The sequence below is a fragment of the Amycolatopsis sp. CA-126428 genome, from assembly GCF_002904335.1.
GTDB lineage: Bacteria > Actinomycetota > Actinomycetes > Mycobacteriales > Pseudonocardiaceae > Amycolatopsis.
Window position 1 is genome coordinate 19,252 of record NZ_PPHF01000002.1, and the last position, 20,992, is coordinate 40,243.

Below are 20,992 nucleotides of genomic sequence, written 5' to 3' on the forward strand. Positions count from 1 at the left end.
CCGGGCGGAACACCGGCGGCGAGACAGAAACCGGCCAAACCGCTGAACGTTAAGCTGCCGGGCCCGAAGTTCGAGAAAGCGTTTTCACGATGGTCGGTCAGGCCCGCCAGCGCACCTGGCCGTTGAACCGGCCGGAGCGGTCGAAGACGGCTTGGTTCTCCCAGCCGTCGCCGGACCCGGAGATGTCGGCCGGGTCCCAGCCGTTGCCGTTCACCGCGTACCAGGTGGGTTCCCAGTAGAAGACGCCGATCGCCCCGGCGCCGCGGGCGGTGTCCTGGACCGCGGTGAAGTTCGCGGCCTGCCCGGCCGGGGTGGCCGGGTACCCCGCGCACGGCTGTGCGGCCGAGACGGCGTTGGGTGTGCTGTCGTCGTTGGCCGTCGTGTACGGGTACGCCGTTTCGGCGAGGACGACCGGCTTGCCGTACCGGGACCGCACGTCGGACACCACGCCGGCCATGTTCGCCATCGTGCCGTGCCAGTAGCAGTAGTAGGACAGGCCGGTGATGTCCCACGGGACGCCCTGAGCCCGGATGCCGTCGTAGAACCAGCGGGCGTGCGCGTCGCTGTCGGCGTCCGCGGTGTGGATGATCACCTGAGTACCGCTGTTGCAGGCCTTGGTGGCGTTGTACCCGGCCTTGAGGAGCAGGCCGAGGTTGGTGAAGTCGTTGTTGACGACTTTCCCGTCGTTCCACAGCATGCCGACGTTGATCTCGTTGCCGATCTGCACGCTGTCCGGAGTCGTGCCCTGGGCCTTGAGCCCGGAACAGACGTCGTAGGTGTGGTCGTACACATCGGTCTGCAGCCGGCCGATGGGGTGCGCGGCCCAGGCCGCCGGCTTGGTCTGCGTATCGGGATCGGCCCACGTGTCGGAGTAGTGGAAGTCGACCAGGAGCTTGAGCCCCTTGGCTTTCACCGCGCGGGCGTACTGCAGCACCTTCGCCTTGTTGTTGTAGCCGCTGCGCGGGTTGTTCCACACGCGCAGGCGCACGTAGTTGACGCCCGCGCCCTTGAGGATGTCGAGGGGATCGCGAGCCACCCCGGCGGCGTCGGTGTACTTCGCGCCGAGGTCGAGCGCCCGCTGGGCGGTCGAGACGTCCGCGCCCAGCATGCCGAGGGAGTTCGCGGCCGAAGCCGCCGGGACGGGCAGGGCGAGGGTCGCCAGGGTCAGGGCCGCCGTCGCGAGGCGGCCGGTACGGGACAGGATCATCCGATCTCCTTTGATCGAGTTCTCGAAGTCGTCCGGCGCGGCCGGGGGCGGCGGCTCGATTCGCGGACCACCAGCTCCGGCGTGAACACCACGTGCCGGTGCTCGTGTTCGGACGGCGCCAGCGATTCGGCGATGACCAGGTCCGCGGCCGCGCGGCCGATGGCGTGCCGCGGCTGGCGGACCGACGTCAGCGGCACCGCGGCCGCCGCCGCGAAGTCGATGTCGTCGTAGCCGACGATCGCCAGGTCCTCCGGCACCCGCACGCCCGCCCGCACCGCGGCCTGGAGCAGGCCCAGCGCCAGCAGGTCGTTCGCGCAGAAGACGGCGTCCGGCAGCACCGTCCTGGCCAGCAGCTGCTCGCCGGCCCGCAGGCCGCACGCCACGTTGAGGGCCGGCGCGGGCAGCACCTCGAGGACGTCCGGCGGCCGGCCCGCCAGCCGGATCGCGTCGCGGGCACCGCGGTGGCGTTCGGCGGCCTGGTGGATGCCCGCCGGGCCGGTGACCATCACGATGCGCTCGCACCCCTCGGCCAGCAGGTGGGTGACCGCGAGCTCGCCGCCGTGGCGGTCGTCGACCGCGACCGAGCACAGGTCCTCCGCCGCCGTCGGGTGGTCGAGCAGGACCACCGAAATGCCCCGCTCCCGCAGCCACCGCACCGGTGCCGGCCCGGACTCGACCGGCGTGATCAGCACCCCGTGCACCCGCTGGGAAGCCAGCAGTTCCACGTGCCCGCGTTCCTTGGCCACGGATTCGCCGCTGTTGCACAGGATCACCGCGTGCCCGGCCTCGCTCGCCGCCTCTTCGACACCGCGGGCGACGTCGGTGAAGAACGGGTTGCCCACGTCGAGCACCACCAGGCCGATCGTGCGGGCGGTGCCCGAACGCAACTGGCGCGCCGGTTCGTTGCGGACGTACCCGAGGGCGTCGATGGCGGCGAGGACCCGCGCGCGGGTGGCGGCGGCGACCACGTCGGGGCGGTTCAGCACGTTGGACACCGTCCCGACCGACACCTCGGCCCGGACGGCGACGTCCCGGATCCCGATCGGCGGCTTCACCGGCGGTCCCGGGAGCCCACCGCCACCGCGGCCAGCACGAGCAGGCCCGGAGCGACAACCGCGAAGGCCGGCGCCTGCCCCACGACGACCGCCACGACGACGATCGCGGTGACCAGCCCGAGGCTGCCCCGCCAGTCCAGGACCGTTTCCCGGCCGGCCATCGCCAGCACCGCCGGCCAGCGCCGGTCCGGCCGCCAGGCCGCCGCGCCCCGCAGGCCGGCCGCGAGGAGCGCGGCGAGCACCAGGCCCAGCACGGCCCCGAACACCCGGCCGCCGGGCAGTCCGCCCAGCACCGCGACGACGTCGACGGCTCCGATGACCAGCAGACCCACCGGGGCCAGCACGGCCACCGGGTGGGCCAGCGCCGTGCGGAACAGCCGGGCGAACCGGCGCACGCTCGGGGTCCGGGCGTCCGCGGCGACCTCGGTGACCAGGACCGAACCGGCGGCCGCCGCGGCCAAGGACGGCACGACGAGCACTGAGGCCGCACAGACCAGGAGGCCGACGAACAGGACCTCGGCGAGCAGCGTCAGCGAGCGGTACTGCGTCTTCATCCCTTCAGCCCCGACGTCGCCACGCCTTCGACGAGGTATCTCTGGAAGGCGAAGAAGAACAGCCCGATCGGCAGCAGGGCGAGCACCGACATGGCGAACATCGGGCCGAACGCCGACTGGCTCGTCTGGTCGACGAAGATCTGCAGCGCCAGCGGCAGGGTGAAGCGGCCGGGGTCGTTGAGGTAGATCAGCTGCGAGAAGAAGTCGTTCCAGGTCCAGATGAAGGTGAAGATGGCGGTGGTGATCAGCGCCGGGCGTAGCAGCGGCGCGATCACGTACCGGAACGTCCGCACCGGCCCGCAGCCGTCGATCGTCGCGGCCTCGTCCAGCTCGCCGGGCAGGGCGCGGATGAACTGGACCATCAGGAAGACGAAGAACGCGTCGGTGGCCAGGAACTTCGGCAGGACCAGCGGCCAGAACGTGTTGACCAGGCCGAGTTTCTGGAAGATCACGTACTGCGGGATGAGCACGACGTGCTGCGGCAGCATGATGGTCGAAAGCATGAAGCCGAACATCGGCCCGCGGCCCCGGAAGTGCAGCCGGGCGAACGCGTAGGCGGCCAGCGAGCAGGACACGACGTTGCCGATCACCGCGCCGGCGGAGATCACCAGCGAGTTGGCGAAGTAGTGCCAGACGCTGTACCCGGCCACACCGGCGAACACCTGCGTGTAGTTGTCCCCGGTGGCGTGCGACGGCAGCAGCGAAAGCCCGGCCAGCACTTCCTCCGCGGGCTTGAACGACGCCGAGACGAGCCAGCCGACCGGGTACAGCAGCACCACCAGGATGAGCAGCATCAGCAGGTGCCACCCCCACGACCGGCGGGTCATCGCCCCTCACCCGCGTAGAACACCCACCGACGCGAGCCGCGGAACAGCAGCGCGGTGAGCACGCCGATCACCACCAGCAGCATCCAGGCCATCGCCGACGCGAAGCCCATCCGGAAGTCCGTGAAGCCGCGCTGGTAGAGGTAGAGGGTGTAGAGCAGGGTCGAGTCGCTGGGCCCGCCGCGGCCGCTGCTGACGACGAACGCGCCGGTGAACGACTGGAACGCGTGGATCGTCTCCAGCACCAGGTTGAACAGCAGCACCGGGGACAGCATCGGCAGCGTCACCGACCGGAACCGGCGGAGCGCGCCGGCGCCGTCGAGTTCCGCCGCCTCGTACAGCTCCTTCGGGATCTGCTTGAGCCCGGCCAGGAAGATGACCATCGGCGCGCCGAACTGCCAGACGGCCAGCGCGATCACGGCCAGCAGCGCGAACTGCGGCTGGTCGACCCACCCGCCCGTGCCGAGGCCGAACGCGGCGAGCGCCCGGTCCGCCGTGCCGCCGGTGGAGAACATCGCGCGCCACACCAGGGCGAGGCTCACGCTCGCACCGAGCAGCGACGGCGCGTAGAACGCCGAGCGGTACAGCCCGGCGCCGCGGCGGGCGCGGTTCAGCAGCATCGCGACGGCCAGCGCCAGCCCCAGCTTGAGCGGCACCGAGAGCCCGACGTACCGGGCGGTGACGCCGGCGGCGTGCCAGAACCGCTCGTCGCGGGTGAACATCGTGGTGTAGTTGTCCAGGCCGACCCAGCGGGGCGCGTCGAACAGGTCGTAGTCGGTGAACGACAGGTACAGCGACGCGATCATCGGGCCGATGGTCAGCACCACAACGCCGAGCAGCCACGGCGACAGGAACAGGTAGCCGGTGCCCTGGCCGGCGCGGCGACGGCGGGGCGCGGCCCGGTCCGGCGCCACCGGCCGGTCCAGCACAGCTTGCGTCATCGTGCGTTCTCCCTCAGGACCCGAGTGACTGCTGCGCGGTCTGCACCACGCGCGCGGCCCCGTCGGCGACATTCGTGCGGCCGAAGATCACGTCGTCGTAGACGCGCTGGAAGTCGCGTTTCACCGCCGCGGACCCGGTGGGCCACAGGCCGGTGGCCGGGCCGATCCGGTCGGCGACCGACTTTTCGTAGTCGCACACCGCCTTCGTGGCGGCCTGGGCCGCGCCGCAGACCTGCTCGCGAATCGCCGTGTTGGGTGGCAGCCCGCGCGCCACGCCCAGCAGCTTTCCCGCTTCGGGGTTGTCGACCAGGAAGCTCAGCAGCTTCGCGGCGGCCTCCTTGTGCGCCGAGCGTTGCGCGACGGCGAAGGTGACCGGCGGCATCGCGGCCATGCCGGACGAAGTGCCGTCGGTGGGCAGCGGCGCGGCCTTGATCCCCGGGCCGTAGCTCGAGAGGTAGGCGCTGAGGCTGGAGTCGTAGTTGATCTCCGACCCGGCGCGCTTGGTGACCAGGCCCGAGTTCGGCATCGAGCCGTCCATCTTCGTGGTGACCTCGGGCGCGGTGACGGCCTTGGCCGCGCGCAGGCCGCCGGTCAGCGTCCAGAACTGCGTCAGCTCGGCGGCGGTGAAGCCGAGCTTGCCGTCGTCGGTGTAAAGCTGCTTGCCGTGCTGGTGCAGCCAGACCTCGAACCAGTCGATCGCCCAGCCGAAGTCGGTCGTCCCGGCCACCCCGGTCCCGGCCACCTTGCGCAGGCCGTTGCCGAACTGCGCCCAGGTCCAGGTCCCGCCGGGCCCGGACGGCGGTTCGACGCCCGCCTTCGTGAAGACGCCCGCGTCGTAGGCGAGCATCTGCGTGGTCTGGCCGCCGGGCACGGCGTACTGCTTCCCGTCGATCTTCCCGCCGGCCAGCAGCGCGGGCGCGATCCCGGTGACGTCGACCGCCTTGCCCACGTACGGGCTCAGGTCTTCGAGCACGTGCCGGTGCTGGTACTCGCCGAGCGTCGCGCGGTCCAGCTGGATCAGGTCCGGCGACGCGCCGCCGGCGACCTGGGTCGAAAGCTTCTGGAAGTAGGCGTCGTACGCGGCGTACTCCGTCTGGACCGTGATGCCCGGATTGTCCTTCATGAACAGGTCCACCGCGGCCTTCGTGACCTTGGCGCGGTCTTCGTTGCCCCACCAGACGAAGCGGATCGTCGTGGGTCCCGACGCGTCGCCACCGCCACCGCAGCCGGTGACCAGTCCCGCCAGCGTGACCGCCACGACCGCCGCCCAGCCGGCGCGCACCCCGAACCGTCCGTTCATCGAATTTCCCTTCTGGCGACCACCACCCGGGCGAGCTCACCGGAATTCGGTCTTGAATCGGTTCAAGCACGGTAAGTCCGCGCGCGGGCGGCGTCAACCAGCAATGATCGCCCCGAAAGCGCCGAAACTTTCGAATCGATCGAACGGCCGCAGGCGTTCCTCCGATCATCGAGAAAGCGCTTACTCGTGGACTGGACTGATCGGGTCGACCGGGTTGACAACCCGGGAACGGTCTGGCTTGAATCGGTTCATCGCGGCAGCGACGAGCTGATCCGGAGGCCGACGATGTCCCCGCAGTTCCCCCTTTCCCGCAGAGTCTTCCTCGGCGGCGTGTCGGCACTGGCCGCCACCGCCGTCACCCCACCGGCGGCCGCCGCGGCGGCCACCGCCCCGGCGTCCGGCGGCGGCGAAGTGCGCCTGCACTGGCTGGACGGCCGCCCCGCCGCCCCGGTGGGCTGCGCCTTCGGCGTCCCGTGGCCGCGGGGAACGCTGTCCCGGAACGTCCCGCTGGCCCTGCACGCCGGGGACGGCAGCGAAGTCCCGCTGCAGTCGTGGCCGCTGGCGTACTGGCCGGACGGCTCGGTCAAGTGGACCGGGCACGCCGTGCCGTCGGCCGCCACCGCGGACACCTTCGCGCTGGCGCCCGGCGCACCCGCGCCGCCACCGGTTCCGGTCACCGTCCGCCGCTCGCCGCGCGAAATCGTCGTGGCCAACGGAACGGTCGAGCTGAAGCTCGCCACGACCGGCGCCGTCGCGCTGCCGTCGCTGTCCCGGGGCGGCCGGGTCGTGGCCCGCGACGGCGAGCTGGTGCTGCGGCTGCAGGACCAGCCGGACGACGACGGCGACACCCGGGTACCCCGCCGCGAGGACTGGACGGGCATCGTCGAACGCGCCGAGGTCGAGCAGGCGGGCCCGGTGCGCGCGGTGGTCAAGCTGACCGGCCGGTACCGGCGCGACCGCGGCCGCGGCACCCGCGCGATCCTGCCCTGGACCCTGCGCGTCTACCTCGGCGCGGGCGACGAGTCCCTGCGCGTGGTGCACAGTTTCCGCTGGGACGCCGACGAAAACCACGACTTCGTCCGCGGGCTCGGCCTGCGGTTCGCCGTTCCGCTGACCGACGAGCCGCACAACCGGCACGTCCGCTTCGGCACGGCCGCGGGCGGTGTCTGGGGCGAGCCCGTCCGGGTGCTCACCGGCCTGCGCCGCGACCCCGGCGCGGCCGTCCGGAAGGCCCAGACCGACGGCACCGCCACCCCGCCGGTCGCGCAGTGGGGCCAGCAGGTGCGCGACGGCTACCAGAACCTCGCGCTGTGGAACGACTTCACGCTGTTCCAGGAGTCCGCCCGCCACTTCGCGGTGTGGAAGCGCACGAGCGCGGCGGGCAGCTGGCTCAAGCACGCGGGTCACGGCGACCGCGCGTCCGGCTTCGGCTACGTCGGCGGTCCCGCCGGCGGGCTGGGCTTCGGGCTGCGTGACTTCTGGCAGCGCGCCCCGCGCTCCCTGGACGTCCGCGGTGCGGCGACGGACACGGCGTCGGTGACGCTCTGGTCGTATTCCCCGCTGGCCCCGGCGATGGACCTGCGCACCTACGACACCGTCGCCCACGGGCTCGACCTGTCCTACGAAGACGTCCAAGAAGGCTTCGCGACGCCGCAGGGCATGGTGCGCTCGACCGAACTGCGGCTGTGGGCCCTGGCGGCCACCCCGCCCCGGGACACGGTCGCCGCGTTCTCGGCGACGTTGACCGCGCCGCCGCAGCTCGTCACGGACCCCGCCACCTACCACGCGGCCGGGGTGTTCGGCCGCTGGAGCCTGCCCGACCGCAGCACACCCGCCCGCGCGGCCCTCGAAGACGGGATCGCGCGGGAGATCGGCTTCTACGCCGACCAGGTCGACGAGCGCGAGTGGTACGGGTTCTGGCACTACGGCGACGTCATGCACACCTACGACGCGGACCGCCACGAATGGCGCTACGACGTCGGCGGGTACGCCTGGGACAACGCCGAGCTCGGCACGGACGCCCTGCTCTGGTACGCCTTCCTGCGCTCGGGCGATCCCCGGACGTTCCGGCTGGCGCACGCGATGACCCAGCACGTGTCCGAAGTGGACACCCACCACAGCGGCCGGTTCGCCGGGCTCGGGTCGCGCCACGCCGTCGTGCACTGGGGCGACGGCGCCAAGGAGGCGCGGGTCGGCGAGTCGTTCACGAAGCGGTTCTCCTACTACCTCACCGCCGACGAGCTGCTGGGCGAGCTGATCCGGTCGTCGCTGCAGGTGGACGAGACGCTGCGCACGGTGGACCCGCTACGCGAAGTCCTGCCCCCGCAGACGAAAGCGCCGGCCCGCGTCCGCATCGGACCGGATTGGTACGCGCTCGTCAGCAACTGGCTGACGGAGTGGGAACGCACCGGCGACGTCCGCTGGCGCGACCGGATCGTCACCGGCATGAAGGACATCGCCACGTTCCCCGCCGGGCTGTTCACCGGCGAGGCGGGCGGCGCGGTCGGCTTCGACCCGGCGACCGGCCACCTGGTGAACCTGGAGAAAGGCGACTTCGACGGCGGCTACAACCTCTCGATGGCCTTCCTCGGCGAGCAGATCCTCTGGGAAGCCCTCGACCTGGTCGACGTCCCGGAGTTCCGCCGGACCTACCTGGACTTCGCCCGGTACGCGCAGGCGCCGCCGGCCGAGAAGATCGCCCGGTACGGCCGCGACTTCAACCCCGGGCTGTTCAAGACGATCTACTCCCGCGTGACGGCCTGGGCGGGCGAGCAGCTCGGCGACGCGAGCCTGCGCAAGCGCGGCTGGGACCAGTTCACCAGCGACCCGGCCGGAAAGCCGTGGCCGCCCGCGGAACGCGTCACCGGTTCCGCCGTCACCGCTCCGGTGACGGAGATCCCGACCCGGACCACGACGAACCCCGCCGGCGACTTCGCCACGTTCGCCACCAACGACTTCGCCCAGCGGAACCTCGCCACCATCGCCCTGCTCGCCATCGCCCCGGAGGAAGCGCCGTGAAGATCCTCGTCCTGGTGGCCGCCCTCGCGCTCGGCGCTCTCCCGGCCGTCGCGGACGCGGCTCCACGGTGGACCGTGTGCACCGGCTCGTGCTCGTTCGACGTCCCGGCGGGCGACTACCGGATCGACGTGGTGCTGGGCGGCCGGGACGCCGGGTCGACCGGGCTGGACGTCGAGGCCCGGCGGATCGCGCTCGCCCCGGTGTCCACCCGGGCCGGACAGCACGTCGAGCGTTCGGTGACGGTCGAGGTGCGCACGCCCGAGGGCATGCCGAGCGGTCAGGACGGCCCGGGCACGCCGGGCCTGCAGGTGCACCTCACCGGCCCGGCGCCGCAGCCGGTCCGGATCGCCGTGACACCGGAACCGAAGGCACCGCGGGTCTTCGTCATCAGCGACTCCACCGCGTCGGACTGGGCGTACCTGCCGAAGAACGGCTGGGCCCAGGCGCTGCCGGAGTTCTTCCGCGCCGGGCCGAGCGTGCGGAACTACGCCCAATCCGGCGCGAGCACGGTCAGCTACCTCGCGGACCCGCTCTACTTCGCCCGGGTGCGGCTGATGATCCGGCGCGGGGACACGGTCCTGATCCAGCTGGCGCACAACGACAAGCAGACGACCGAAGACGTCTACCGCGCCAACCTCGCCACCCTGATCACCGGCGTCCGGGACCAGGGCGGGCTGCCGGTCATGGTCACACCCCCGGTGCGGCACCGGTTCGGCGCGGACGGCAAGCTCACGCCGCTCGGACTCGTCGTCAACAACCTCGGCGTGGACCTGCCCGCGGTGCTGCGGGACGTCGCCCGGCAGCAGAAGTTCCCGCTGCTCGACCTCACCGCCCGCAGCCAGGCGCTGCTGGAAAGCCTGGGCGAAGCCGCGTCCTGGCCGCTGTACCTGACACTTGCGCACGACGGCGTCGACGACGCGACCCACCTCAGCCGGTACGGCGCCGAGCAGTTCGCCACGCTCGTCGCGCGGGCGATGGCCGAGGCCCGGTTGCCGCTCGCGCGGTTCCTGCGTCCTTGACGTCCCTCGACGGGTGACGGCCGTTTCCGCCGGGCTCGTCGTGGGTATCTCCCTGGCGCCGGCAACCCCGACCATGCGTGCGTACTGCGCGAGGTGAGGTCATGGTGACGACGACAGGCGATGGCGAATCCCTTCCGATCCACATCGAGACCACCGACGTCGGCGAGCTGGAAGCGGCCGTCGGTGTCCTGCGGGCGCTGGATTACCGGCAGGGCGGCGGGTTCTGCCGCGACGCCGTCCGGGTGGTGAAGACGGCGAGCCTGCTGCTGCACTGGGGCACGGTCCCGGATCCGTTGCGGGCCAGGCTGTCCACAGTGCTGGCCGACGTGCACAACCTGCTGGGCTGGACCGAGTTCGACATCGGACGCGGGGAACCGGCACGGCGCCGCTTCGAACGCGCGCTGGAGATCGCGGCCGAGGCGGGCAACGACAGCCTGGTGGCGAACATCCGCTACCGGCTCGGCCGCGTGCACCTGCACCACCACGACGTCCCCGGTGCGCTGGGCCAGTTCGCCCGGGGCCGGGCGGCCGCGCGGCGCTCGGATTCCGGCCGGGCCCAGGCGATCCTGGCGGCCAACGAGGCGTGGGCGTTCGCGATGGGCGGCGACGAGCACACGGCCCTGACCCGGCTGGCGGAGGCCGAGGCGGCGTTCGCGGCGGCGGGTTCGTGGGCGGAGCCGAGGCCCTGGGAGGCGTTCTTCCGCGAGACGGACATGGCGGCGATGCGCGGCACGGTCCTGACGGAGCTGGCCACCGTGGTGGCGGCCCGCCACAGCGGCGAAGCGATCACCCAGCTGACCGGAGCGGCGGACCGCTACGGCCCGGACATGGCCCGGAGCCGGTCGCTGACGTTGATCATGCTGGCCCAGAACCACGCGCTCCGGGGCGATCTCGACGAGGCCACCCGGATCGGCGAGGAGGCGGTCACGCTGGCCGGGCACGTGGGCTCGGTCCGGCCGAAGGACCGGCTGGCGCCGTTGGAGCGGCTCCTGCGCGCACATCGCGGCGACGCGGCGGTGGGTGCGCTGGTGGACCGGATCGAGCGGTACCGGGCGGAGCCGCTGATCTGACCTCCGGACCCGGCCCCCGCCGTGTCGCCCCTCCAATCACGCGAGATGACTCCCCGATCACGCGTGATGCCCCTCCGATCACGCGAGACGCCTCCCCGATCACCGTGACCGCGTTCGACGCGCGGCCCGATGAGGCCCGGCGGCACCGCCGCTCCCGCGAACGTGACTCCGTTCGGGTCGTTGCCCGATGTTTCGTCATTGCGAACCCGGGGTACCACCGATCCGGAGCGGACCGGCCGCTCGGCGAAGAAGGGATTTCCGCATGCAGCCCAGGGGCGATCGTGACCGCTGAGGGCAACCGCGTCCGGCCCCAGGACCTCCTGCGCGTGACGGCCCACCACTCGGGCGGCGCGGTCGTGCTGGCGGTGGCGGGCGAGATCGACCTGCTCAGCGCCCCCGTGCTCGGCGACAGCGTCACCACCGCCCTCGCCGACGCGCCGGAACTGCTGGTCATCGACCTGTCCGACGTCTCCTTCCTCGCGTCCATCGGCATCACGGCACTGCTCGAGGCCCGGCGCGAGGCCGGTCCCGGCACCCGGGTCCGGGTCGTCGCCCCCGAAGGCGGGGTGGTCAACCGCACCCTCCGGCTGACCGGCCTGCACGAGGCGCTGGCGGTCGCCGCCAACCGGGACGACGCGCTCGGCTGATCAAGGCCGGCCGAACCGGGCCGCGACAGCGTGGAAGACCTCCTTCGGCTCCCACGTCAGACCCGGGTACGCCGGGCCGTCCGATCCGTCGAGCACCCTGACGACGCCGTAGCTCGCCAGGTCGAGGTCGTGCCGGGGCTCCGGACCGGACGGGTACTCGTAGCCGGCGAAGGTGAACCAGAACGCGCCGTGCACGCCCTCGGCCTCGAAGACGTCCATCAGTTCGGTGAAGTACGCCGCCTGACCGGCCTCGTCGCGGACGTAGTCGCCGTTCAGCGCCCGCGGGTCGGCCTCGAAGTCGACGATCGTCCACCCCAGCCCGCCCGCGTCGGCCGCGCCCCGGTGGGTGCAACAGCCGAATTCCGTGACGACCAGCGGCTTTCCGTGGCTCCGGTGGGCCCGGATGTGCTGGGCGAAGTCGTCGGCGTTGGTGGCCGAGCGGTAGAGGTTGACGGCGGCGAAATCGAAGTCCGCCCAGTCGATCTCCTCCCACTCGCCGGCCGCGTAGGTGAGCCGGCCGCCGAAGTGCCGCCGCGCGACCCCGGCGAGCTCCCGGAGCACCGCGGCGAAGTCCCACTCGTGGGAGAACCCGGCCCAGGCGGCGGGATCCGTCGTGTTGCGCAAGCGCTCCAGCAGGAAGGCGCCGGGCATGAACCCGGCGCAGAACAGCGACATTTCGCAGCCGAGCACGAGCACCGTTTCCGGGTCCCGCGCCCGGATCTCCTCCGCTCGCCGGGCACATTCGGCGAAGTAGGGCGTCAGCTGCGGCGGCGTGCGGTCCATCGGGAACGGCGAAAACCACACGCGCAGCCCGGCGTCGATCGCGGCGTGCGCGGCCACCGCGAGCCGGTCCGGGTCGTCGCCGCTGATCCGGACCGCGTCGCAGTGCAGGTCCGTCGCGATGATTTCGAGTTCCCGCCGCACGACGGCGGGCTCGAAGTCCCGGCGCGGCCGGTCGCCGACCGCACCGCCGAAGCCGGTGTCGTAGTTGATCCCCCTGAGCTGCATCCGCCCTCCCGGAATGTACGCCGTACACTCGAATGTACGCCGTACACTCCACACATGCCACGCCTCATCTGGCACCACCCGGAGCCGCCGGGCCGGAAGAACGCCCTGACCCGCGCGTCGGTCGTGCGCGCGGCCATCGAGGTCGCCGACACCGGCGGGGTCGCCGCCCTGACCATGCGGGCGGTGGCGGACGCGCTCGGCGTCTCCGCGCCGATGTCGCTGTACCGGTACGTCCTGAACAAGGACGGCCTGGTCGACCTGATGCTCGACGAGGTGTCGGCCGAGGTCGCGGTGCCCGCCACCCCGAGCGGCGACTGGCGGGGCGACCTGCGCGGGCTCGCCACCAGCCTGTGGGCGATGATCGGCCGGCACCGCTGGTACGCCGAACTCGTGGACGGCCGGCCGCCGTTCGGCCCCCGCACGATGCGGCGCGCCGCCTTCCTGCTGACGGTCCTCGACGGCGCGGGCCTCACGCCGGCCATCGCCTACGCCTCCCTGCTGGACAACTACGTCACCGGGACGGCGATGAGCGTCAGCCGCGAGCTCGTGATGCTCGAGCGGTTCGGCATCGGCTCGACCGAGGACCTGGAGTCGTACGCGGGCGAGATGGCCGACGACTCGCTCGCCGCCTGGCTCCCCGACCTGCCGGACCTGACCGCGGACGCCCGCTTCGAGCTCGGCCTGGACTGCCTGCTCGACGGCTTCGCCCAGCGGCGGCGGTGAACACGAAACCGCCGGCACCGCGCTCAGCCCACGGCGGCGCCGGGTCGATGGCAGGATGTGCGCGGTGAGCATGCGCGCCAGGAACAACGTGACCGTCACCGGCCGGGAAGACGGCCCCGCCGTCCTGCTCGCCCACGGTTTCGGCTGCGACCAGAACCTGTGGCGCCTCGTCGTCCCCGAACTCGCGCGGCGGTACCGGGTCGTGCTGTTCGACCACACCGGCGCCGGGCGTTCGGACCTGGCCGCCTGGACGCCCGAGCGCTACGGCAGCCTCGACGGCTACGCCGACGACGTCCTGGCCATCTGCCACGAGCTGGACCTGCGGGACGTCGTGCTGGTGGGCCACTCGGTCAGCGCGATGATCGCGGTGCTGGCCGCCAACCGGGAACCGGAGCGGTTCGCGAAGCTGGTGCTGCTCACGCCGTCTCCCTGCTACCTCGACGAGGACGGCTACCGCGGCGGGTTCAGCCGCGAAGACATCGACGAGCTGCTCGCCTCGCTCGAATCGAACTACCTGGGCTGGTCGGCGACGATGGCGCCGGTGATCATGGGCAACCCGGACCGGCCGGAGCTGGGCGAGGAGCTGACGAATAGCTTCTGCCGCACCGATCCCGCGATCGCGCGCAGTTTCGCCCGGGTGACGTTCCTCTCCGACAACCGGGCCGATCTGGCGAAGGTCGCCGTGCCGACGCTCGTGCTCGAATGCTCGAACGACGCCATCGCGCCGCCCGAGGTGGGGCGGTTCACCCACGAGCAGATCACCGGCAGCACCCTGGTGACGCTGGCCGCGACCGGGCACTGTCCCCAGCTCAGCGCGCCGGGGGCGACGGCCGCCGCGATCACGGCGTTCGTGGGCGGGCCATGATGTGCGAAGACCACCCGGGCCCGGGTGGTCAGGAAAGCGCCGCACCGGAATTCTCGGCCTTGCTGGAGGACAGCGCGGAAGACCTCTACGAGCACGCCCCCTGCGGGTACCTCTCGACACTGCTGGACGGCACGATCGCGAAGATCAACGCGACGCTGCTCGGCTGGCTCGGCTACGCCCGCGACGACGTCGTCGGCCGGCGCCGGTTCGCCGACCTGCTCACCGTCGGCGGCCGGATCTACCACGAGACGCACTTCGCGCCGCTCCTGCGCATGCAGGGTCAGCTCGGCGGGGTCGCCTTCGAGCTGAAGGCCGCGGACGGGAGCCGGCTGCCGGTGCTGGTGACCTCGACGGTCAAGACCGGCTCCGACGGCCAGGCACAGCTGATCCGGACCACGATCTTCGACGCGCGCGACCGGCGGGCCTACGAGCAGGAACTGCTGCGGGCGCGCGAAGAAGCCGAGCGCGAACGCGACCGGGTGCAGCGGCTCGCGCGGACGCTGCAGCAGACCCTGCTGCCGCCCACCCTGGCCGAGGTGCCCGGGGTGCAGGTCGCGGCCTACTACCACCCGGCGTCGGCCGACGAGGTCGGCGGCGACTTCTACGACCTGTTCCCGCTGACCGGCGACACGTGGGGGTTCTTCCTCGGCGACGTGTCCGGGAAGGGCGCCGCCGCGGCGGTGGTGACATCGCTGGCGCGCTACACGCTGCGCACCGCCGCGGTGCACGACCCGGACCCGGCCGCCGTGCTGGATCACCTCAACACCGTGCTGCACCGTGAGTACCGCGGCCCGGACCCGCGCTACTGCACTGTCATCCAGGGCCACCTCCGGCCCGGGGACGGCGGCGCGGCGATCACCCTGGCCACCGGCGGCCACCCGCCGGCGCTGCTGATCCGCGCCGACGGCACGTCCGCGTTCCTGCCCGTCCCGGGCGGCCAGCTGGTGGGCGCGCTGCCCCGCGCGCGCTTCGCCGCGGTGGACGTCCTGCTGACCCCGGGCGACACCCTGCTGCTGTACACCGACGGGCTGACCGAAGCCCGTACGCAGGGCCGCGTCCGCTACAGCGAAGAACAGCTGCAGGAGCACCTGACCGGCCTGGCGCCGACGACGGCACCGGCGGTGATCACGGCGGTCACCGGCCTGCTCGCCGGCTTCGGCGACGGCGTCGAGGACGACACGGCCCTGCTGGCGCTGAGCATCCCGCTTCCCGGAGGTGAACGACCGTGACCGGCACCCCGTTCTCCGTCGCGACGCGCACCGCCGCGGGCGGCGCGGTGGTGACCGTCGAGGGCGAGCTCGACGTGGCCACCTCACCGCGCCTGCGCACCGAGGTGGCGGCGCTCGTCCTGAAGCCCGGTCAGGTGCTGGTGGTGGACCTGGCCGGGGTGACGTTCTGCGACTCCAGCGGGATCTCCGCGCTCATCGCGGCCCGCAACGTCGCCGAGGCGGCCGGAGCGGCCGTCGCGCTGGCCGCCCTCCCCGCCCGGCTGAGCCGGACGTTCGGGCTGATCGGCCTCGCGGACTTCTTCCCCACGTACCCGAGCGCCGAAGACGCCTTCAGGGACTGACGAGCAGGGCAGCGCCTCGCCGACCGGGACGGCGGGCTGATCAGGCGGTCTGCGCTTCGACCAGCGGGAGCCGCACGCTCGCGTGCGGGATGATCCCGAGGTCCGCCAGGGCGGCTTTGGCGTTCGCCGCGCCCGTGCCCGAGCGCATCAAGCGGTCCGTCACCGGGATCAGCTCCGCGTTGATCGCGCGCGCCCGCTCGAGGTCGCCGTCGCGGACGGTGCGGATGAGGTCGGCGGTGCGCCCGGCGGCCACGTTGGCCACGACGCTGACCAGGCCCGCGGCGCCGCACGCGAGGTAGGGCAGGTTGAGCTCGTCGATGCCGCAGTAGTACGCCAGCGACGTCCGGGACATCACCGTCATCGCTTCGGACAGGTCGCCCTTGGCGTCCTTGACCGCCCGGATCCGCGGGTGGCCGGCCAGCTCGATCAGGGTGGCCGGCGTCATCGCGAGGCCGGTGCGCGCGGGAACGTCGTAGAGCATCACCGGCAGCTCGGTGGCGTCCGCCACGGCCCGGCAGTGGGCGAGCACCCCGGCCTGCGTCGGCCGCGAGTAGTAGGGGCAGACGAGCAGCAGGGCGTCGGCGCCGGCCGCCTCGGCTTCGCGGGCGCGGCGGACGCTCGTCGCCGTGTCGTGGGTGCCGACCCCGGCGATCACCCGCGCGCGGTCTCCGGTCCGGGCCACCACCGCCCGGATCAGGCCGGCGGATTCGGCGCCGGACAGCGTCGGGGACTCGCCGGTGGTGCCGCCGACGACGAGGCCGTCGCACCCGGTGGCCAGCAGGTGGTCGACGAGCCGGGCGAGGCCGGGCTCGCAGAGCGCGCCGCCGGGCTGCATGGGAGTCACCATCGCGACGAGGTTGGCGCCGAATTCGGTCATGCCCCGACCTTGCCCAGTGCGACTGCTGCGGTCCAGCGATGCTTTTTTGCGGGTATTGCGTAGCCTGGCTTCATGATCGAGGTGGGCGCGCTGCGGGCGTTGCGCGCGGTGGCGGCGCTCGGGACGCTGGCCCGGGCGGCCGAGGAGCTCGGGTTCACGGCGTCGGCGGTGTCGCAGCAGATCAAGCGGCTGGAACGCCAGATCGGCGTGCCGGTACTGGCCCCGGCGGGCCGCGGGGTGGTGCTGACCCCGGCCGGGCAGGCGATCGCCGACTCGGCGCCGGAGGTGTTCCAGGCGCTGGAACGCTGCGCCGAAGCGGCCCGGTCGGTGTCGGCGGCGGCACCGCGCGGCACGCTTCGGGTGGTGGCGTTTTCGACGGCCATCCGCGGCCTGCTCGCGCCGGTCGTCCCCCGGCTGGCGGCGCGGTGCCCGGAGCTGCGCGTGGAGTTCACGGAGCAGGACCCCGGCGAGGCGTTGCACAGCGTCAGCGCGGGGACGGCGGACCTGGCGCTCGTCCACGACGCCGACGGCTTGCTGCCGGCGCCGCTGCCGCCATCGCTGGTGCGGCGCTGGCTGCACACGGACCTCGGCGACGTGGTGATGAGCCGCGAGCACCCGCTGGCCCGGCTCGACGCGCCGCTCGACGAGGCCGCGCTGGCCGGACACGCCTGGGTGACCAGCCCGCCGGGAACGGTGTGCCACCAGTGGTTCCGGCGGTTGTTCGCGCAGGCCCAGCCGGACGTGCGCCACTCGGTGGACGACTTCGCGACGCAGCTGTCGCTGGTGGTCCCGGGTGCGGTGGTGGCGTTGATCCCCCGGCTCGCGCGGCCGCCGCTGGGCGAGGACCTGGTGGCACGGCCGTTGCGGCGGCCGCCGAAGCGGGAGGTGCACGCGGTGTGGCGGCGCAGCGCGGAGGCGAGCCCGGCGATCCGGGCGGTACTGGCCGAACTGGGCCCCACGGCTGCCCCGGCCGAGCTTGCCCCCGCGGCGGCCCCGGCCGGAGCGATCAGCGCGGCCGGTACACCGGAACGTGGGACCCCGGCACCGTCGTGAACTCCGCGCCGGCCCGGTCCGCGTGCCGCGATTCCAGCTCGAACCCGGCCGGCCCATCAGGTCCAGCCCGACCGGCCGGAGGTAGCGGTACGGCGAGCGGCCCACCCGCGCCCGCCGCCCTCGGCCCGTGCCGTCGCCATGTCCCCGGCGACGACCGGGATCGCCGCCTTCCGCCGCAGCCGGTCGAGCATCGGCTCGGAAAGCTCGATGCCGGTGACGGGCCCCCGCGCCCGGCGAGCGGGACAGCCATGCGCTCGGTGCCGATGGCGAATTCCAGCGCCCGCCCGCCGCCGGCGAGCCCGGCCAGGCGGTCCACCGCGGTCCCGGCGACCTCGGGGCGAACCTGCCGCTACCCGGCCTGTCGTACCGCTCGGCCGTTTCGGCGTCCCCCATACCCCGTGGCACCCCGCCACCCTCGCCCGCGGTGGGTGAAACTGTCCAACGAATCCGAACTTGCCCGATTTCGGGCAGGAATTTGGGGTTCACCGCCCGAAGAGGCATGATGGCCCGCGTGGAGGACACCGACATCGTCGAGCGCGTGGCCGCGTCCACCGGGCTGCCGCCCGGGGTCGCCGCCCGGGTCGTCGACGATGTCCTGGCCTTCTACCGGACTCCCACCGAGGACTACGTGCGCCACCGGCACGCCGAGCTGCAGGCCCGGGGCCGGAAGAACCCCGAGATTTTCCCGCTGATCGCCGCCGAGCTCCGTGGGCGGCTGGTGGCCGCGCCGGTCCTCTCCGAGCGGCAGCTGCGCCGCATCGTCTACGGCTAGGAAGAGGTTCGCCATGTGCGGGATCGTCGGCTACATCGGCGGCCAGAACGCCGCCCCCATCCTGCTCGAGGGCCTGACCCGGCTCGAGTACCGCGGGTACGACTCGGCGGGCATCGCCGTCCTCGGCGCCAAGGGCGGCACCCAGGTCCACCGGGTCGTCGGCCGGGTGCGCAACCTCACCGCGGCGCTGCCCAAGCGGCTCGCCGGCAAGGCCGGCATCGGACACACGCGCTGGGCCACGCACGGGCCCGCGTCGGAGGCCAACGCCCACCCGCACACGTCCGAAGACGGCCGGATCAGCGTCGTCCACAACGGCATCATCGACAACGCCGACACGCTGCGCGCCCAGCTCGCCGACGCCGGCGTCACCCTCACCTCCGAGACCGACACCGAAGTCCTCGCCCACCTGATCGCGCGGTCGACCGCCGAAAACCTCGAGGACGCCGTCGTGGAGGCGGTCTCGCGGATCACCGGCACCTACGCGATCGCCGTCACCGACAGCGCGCACCCGGACCGCCTGGTCATCGCGCGCAACGGCTCGCCGCTGATCATCGGCGTCGGCGAGCGGGAGATGTTCGTCGCCAGCGACCTCGCCGCGCTCGTCCGGCACACCTCGCAGGTCGCGCACCTCGACGACGGCGAGTTCGCGACCGTCTTCGCCACCGGCTACCGCACCTTCACCGTCGACGAGAGCGACACGACCAAGCCCGCCACCGAGATCGACATCGACGCCGAGGACCTCGACCTGGGCGGCTACCCGCACTACATGGCCAAGGAGATCCAGGAACAGCCCGAATCCGTCGAGCGGATCATCCGCGGCCGGCTGGACGACCGGTTCGGCGTCGCCCGCCTGGACGGGCTCAACCTGACGCCGCGGGAGCTGCGCGGCTTCGCCCGCGTGAAGATCCTCGGCTGCGGCTCCGCCTACTACGTCGGCCAGATCGGCGCGACGATGATCGAGGAGCTGGCGAGGATCCCGGCCGACGCCGAAGCCGCCTCCGAGTTCCGCTACCGCAACCCGATCATCGAAGCCGACACCCTCTACATCGCGGTCAGCCAGTCCGGTGAGACGATCGACACCGCCTTCGCCGTCGAGGAGATCAAGCGCAAGGGCGGCCGGGTCGTCGGCCTGGTCAACGTCGTCGGCTCGACGATCGCCCGCGCCTGCGACGGCGGCGTCTACCTGCACGCCGGCCCGGAGATCGCGGTCGCCTCGACCAAGGCGCTGACCAACATGGCCGTCGGGTTCGCGCTGATCGCGCTGGCCCTCGGCCGGGTGCGCGATCTGTCCAATGCGGACGGTCAGCGGATCATCGACGCGATCCGCGCGCTGCCCGGCCGGATCAAGGCCGTCCTGGACTTCGAGCCGGAGATCGCCGAACACGCGAAGACCGTCGCCGCCGCGAGGAGCCTGTTCTTCGTGGGCCGGGTCCGCGGCTACCCGGTGGCCCGGGAGGGCGCGCAGAAGTTCAAGGAGATCTCCTACCGCCACGCCGAGGCGTACCAGACCTCCGAGCTCAAGCACGGCCCGCTCGCGCTGATCGACGAAGCACTCCCGACGGTCGCCATCGTGCCGTCGGACGAGCTGACCGGCCGCAACCTGGCGGCGGTCCAGCAGATCAAGGCCCGCGGTGGCGCGGTCCTGGCGGTGACCCACGCGGACGTCGACTTCGGCGAACTGGACGTCCCGCGGATCGTGGTGCCCAAGACCGAGCCGGAGCTCGACCCGATCCTGCTGACCATCCCGCTGCAGCTGCTCGCCTACCACGCCGCGCTGACCCTGGGCTACGACATCGACAAGCCGCGCAACCTGGCGAAGTCTGTCACAGTCGAGTAGCACTCGAGCTCAGGCGGAAATCGGCCACCCGAATCGGCGAGGGCGTCGTCCCGCTCGAAGCCTGCTGGTACATCACGGAGAGCACGCCGTCGGTGGCCAGCCGCGAGTCGTCGACGTCGACCTCGCCGAACGCGTTCAGGTCCGGGCTGTACACCGTCTTCCAGTCGGTCCAGCCGCTCGTCTTGGTGGCCGCGACGATCCGCCCGTACGGCATGACGAGGTAGGCGTTGTCGGTGCGGTCGAAGACCAGCTTCGTCCGCTGGGTGGACTCGGGCGCGACCGGCACTTCGCGCTGGGTCCAGCCGCCGTCGGCCGCCCGGCTGAGGAAGAAGGTCCGGCCGTCCTGCTTGCGCTGCGCGGAGTAGCTCGTGACGCACTGGGTGAACCGGCCGGGCACGTAGCTGATCACTGCGTGCGGCTGCCCGGCGGAGTCGACGGCCTGGCTCTCCTGGTTCATCAGCGCGTGGTCGACGCCGAGCGGGTCGACGACCGTGCCCGGCGAAGACACGGCCACCGGTGTGCCGCCCGTCGTCGCGACGACCGTGCCGGCGTTGTTACGCCAGGTCCGGCCGCGGTCGTCGCTGTAGACGTAGCCGGTGTCGTGGTTGGCCAGCCCGCCGGCGGCCGTCAACCGACGGACGGGGGGTGGTCG

General features: G+C 72.5%; 20 protein-coding genes. 11 read left to right on the forward strand and 9 right to left on the reverse strand.

Going from position 1 to position 20,992, the window contains the following annotated elements:
- Nucleotides 1-97 precede the first annotated feature (97 nt).
- From C2L58_RS00695 to C2L58_RS00720, 6 genes are read right to left on the reverse strand one after another with little or no spacing between them, the layout of a single operon-like run.
- Nucleotides 98-1,207, reverse strand: a complete 1,110-nt coding sequence (locus C2L58_RS00695) for a glycoside hydrolase family 53 protein (protein ID WP_103334921.1) — start codon at nt 1,205-1,207, stop codon at nt 98-100.
- Complete coding sequence (locus tag C2L58_RS00700; RefSeq protein ID WP_103334923.1) at nt 1,204-2,262, reverse strand: LacI family DNA-binding transcriptional regulator; 1,059 nt, start codon at nt 2,260-2,262, stop codon at nt 1,204-1,206. The genes C2L58_RS00695 and C2L58_RS00700 overlap by 4 nt, the downstream gene beginning before the upstream one ends.
- Entirely contained in the window at nt 2,259-2,816 is a 558-nt protein-coding gene (locus C2L58_RS00705) for a hypothetical protein (protein ID WP_103334924.1), read from the reverse strand. Before C2L58_RS00705 ends, C2L58_RS00700 begins: the two co-directional genes overlap by 4 nt.
- Nucleotides 2,813-3,643: a carbohydrate ABC transporter permease gene (locus tag C2L58_RS00710; protein ID WP_103334926.1), complete on the reverse strand. Its 831-nt coding sequence runs from the start codon at nt 3,641-3,643 to the stop codon at nt 2,813-2,815. The genes C2L58_RS00705 and C2L58_RS00710 overlap by 4 nt, the downstream gene beginning before the upstream one ends.
- The gene (locus tag C2L58_RS00715; protein ID WP_103334927.1) at nt 3,640-4,581 is read right to left on the reverse strand and encodes a carbohydrate ABC transporter permease; all 942 of its coding nucleotides are present in this window, start codon (nt 4,579-4,581) and stop codon (nt 3,640-3,642) included. Before C2L58_RS00715 ends, C2L58_RS00710 begins: the two co-directional genes overlap by 4 nt.
- Before the next feature lie 13 nt (nt 4,582-4,594).
- A complete protein-coding gene (locus C2L58_RS00720; protein ID WP_103334929.1) occupies nt 4,595-5,881 on the reverse strand; it encodes an ABC transporter substrate-binding protein in 1,287 nt (428 codons plus the stop codon).
- A gap of 285 nt (nt 5,882-6,166) precedes the next feature.
- Between C2L58_RS00720 and C2L58_RS00725 the strand changes: the two genes are divergently transcribed.
- The 4 genes from C2L58_RS00725 to C2L58_RS00740 all read left to right on the forward strand — a co-directional run bounded on the left by C2L58_RS00725 (nt 6,167) and on the right by C2L58_RS00740 (nt 11,635).
- Nucleotides 6,167-8,899: an exo-rhamnogalacturonan lyase family protein gene (locus tag C2L58_RS00725; RefSeq protein WP_103334931.1), complete on the forward strand. Its 2,733-nt coding sequence runs from the start codon at nt 6,167-6,169 to the stop codon at nt 8,897-8,899.
- Complete coding sequence (locus C2L58_RS00730; RefSeq protein WP_103334932.1) at nt 8,896-9,918, forward strand: GDSL-type esterase/lipase family protein; 1,023 nt, start codon at nt 8,896-8,898, stop codon at nt 9,916-9,918. Before C2L58_RS00725 ends, C2L58_RS00730 begins: the two co-directional genes overlap by 4 nt.
- Nucleotides 9,919-10,019: 101 nt before the next feature.
- Nucleotides 10,020-10,988 carry a hypothetical protein gene (locus C2L58_RS00735; protein ID WP_103334934.1) on the forward strand — a complete coding sequence of 323 codons (969 nt, stop codon included), beginning with the start codon at nt 10,020-10,022 and terminating at the stop codon, nt 10,986-10,988.
- A gap of 281 nt (nt 10,989-11,269) precedes the next feature.
- Nucleotides 11,270-11,635, forward strand: coding sequence for an STAS domain-containing protein (locus tag C2L58_RS00740; RefSeq protein WP_233225493.1), 366 nt, complete (start codon nt 11,270-11,272; stop codon nt 11,633-11,635).
- On the opposite strand, the gene C2L58_RS00745 is transcribed toward C2L58_RS00740, so the two are convergent.
- Nucleotides 11,636-12,643, reverse strand: coding sequence for a hypothetical protein (locus C2L58_RS00745; RefSeq protein ID WP_103334936.1), 1,008 nt, complete (start codon nt 12,641-12,643; stop codon nt 11,636-11,638).
- Nucleotides 12,644-12,697: 54 nt separating this feature from the next.
- Here C2L58_RS00745 and C2L58_RS00750 point away from each other — a divergent pair, with 54 nt between their 5' ends.
- From C2L58_RS00750 to C2L58_RS00765, 4 genes are all read left to right on the forward strand, one after another.
- On the forward strand, nt 12,698-13,366 hold the full coding sequence (locus C2L58_RS00750; RefSeq protein ID WP_103334937.1) for a TetR/AcrR family transcriptional regulator: 669 nt from the start codon (nt 12,698-12,700) through the stop codon (nt 13,364-13,366).
- Nucleotides 13,367-13,430: 64 nt separating this feature from the next.
- Nucleotides 13,431-14,231: an alpha/beta fold hydrolase gene (locus C2L58_RS00755; protein WP_369903870.1), complete on the forward strand. Its 801-nt coding sequence runs from the start codon at nt 13,431-13,433 to the stop codon at nt 14,229-14,231.
- The gene (locus tag C2L58_RS00760) at nt 14,228-15,460 is read left to right on the forward strand and encodes a PP2C family protein-serine/threonine phosphatase (RefSeq protein ID WP_233225494.1); all 1,233 of its coding nucleotides are present in this window, start codon (nt 14,228-14,230) and stop codon (nt 15,458-15,460) included. The genes C2L58_RS00755 and C2L58_RS00760 overlap by 4 nt, the downstream gene beginning before the upstream one ends.
- The gene (locus C2L58_RS00765) at nt 15,457-15,801 is read left to right on the forward strand and encodes an STAS domain-containing protein (protein ID WP_103334942.1); all 345 of its coding nucleotides are present in this window, start codon (nt 15,457-15,459) and stop codon (nt 15,799-15,801) included. The genes C2L58_RS00760 and C2L58_RS00765 overlap by 4 nt, the downstream gene beginning before the upstream one ends.
- 40 nt (nt 15,802-15,841) lie before the next feature.
- Here the strand turns inward: C2L58_RS00765 and dapA are convergent, their stop codons facing one another.
- A complete protein-coding gene (gene dapA / locus C2L58_RS00770; protein WP_103334944.1) occupies nt 15,842-16,678 on the reverse strand; it encodes a 4-hydroxy-tetrahydrodipicolinate synthase in 837 nt (278 codons plus the stop codon).
- A gap of 72 nt (nt 16,679-16,750) precedes the next feature.
- Here dapA and C2L58_RS00775 point away from each other — a divergent pair, with 72 nt between their 5' ends.
- From C2L58_RS00775 to glmS, 3 genes are all read left to right on the forward strand, one after another.
- Nucleotides 16,751-17,731, forward strand: coding sequence for a LysR substrate-binding domain-containing protein (locus C2L58_RS00775; protein WP_103334946.1), 981 nt, complete (start codon nt 16,751-16,753; stop codon nt 17,729-17,731).
- Nucleotides 17,732-18,230: 499 nt separating this feature from the next.
- The gene (locus tag C2L58_RS00785; protein WP_103334947.1) at nt 18,231-18,503 is read left to right on the forward strand and encodes a hypothetical protein; all 273 of its coding nucleotides are present in this window, start codon (nt 18,231-18,233) and stop codon (nt 18,501-18,503) included.
- Nucleotides 18,504-18,516: 13 nt separating this feature from the next.
- Nucleotides 18,517-20,340 (forward strand): glutamine--fructose-6-phosphate transaminase (isomerizing), encoded by a 1,824-nt coding sequence (glmS, locus tag C2L58_RS00790; RefSeq protein WP_103334949.1) that lies wholly within the window; start codon nt 18,517-18,519, stop codon nt 20,338-20,340.
- Here glmS and C2L58_RS00795 read toward each other — a convergent pair.
- Complete coding sequence (locus C2L58_RS00795) at nt 20,327-20,971, reverse strand: BNR-4 repeat-containing protein (protein WP_233225495.1); 645 nt, start codon at nt 20,969-20,971, stop codon at nt 20,327-20,329. The two genes, glmS and C2L58_RS00795, sit on opposite strands and share 14 nt — an antisense overlap.
- Nucleotides 20,972-20,992 lie beyond the last annotated feature (21 nt).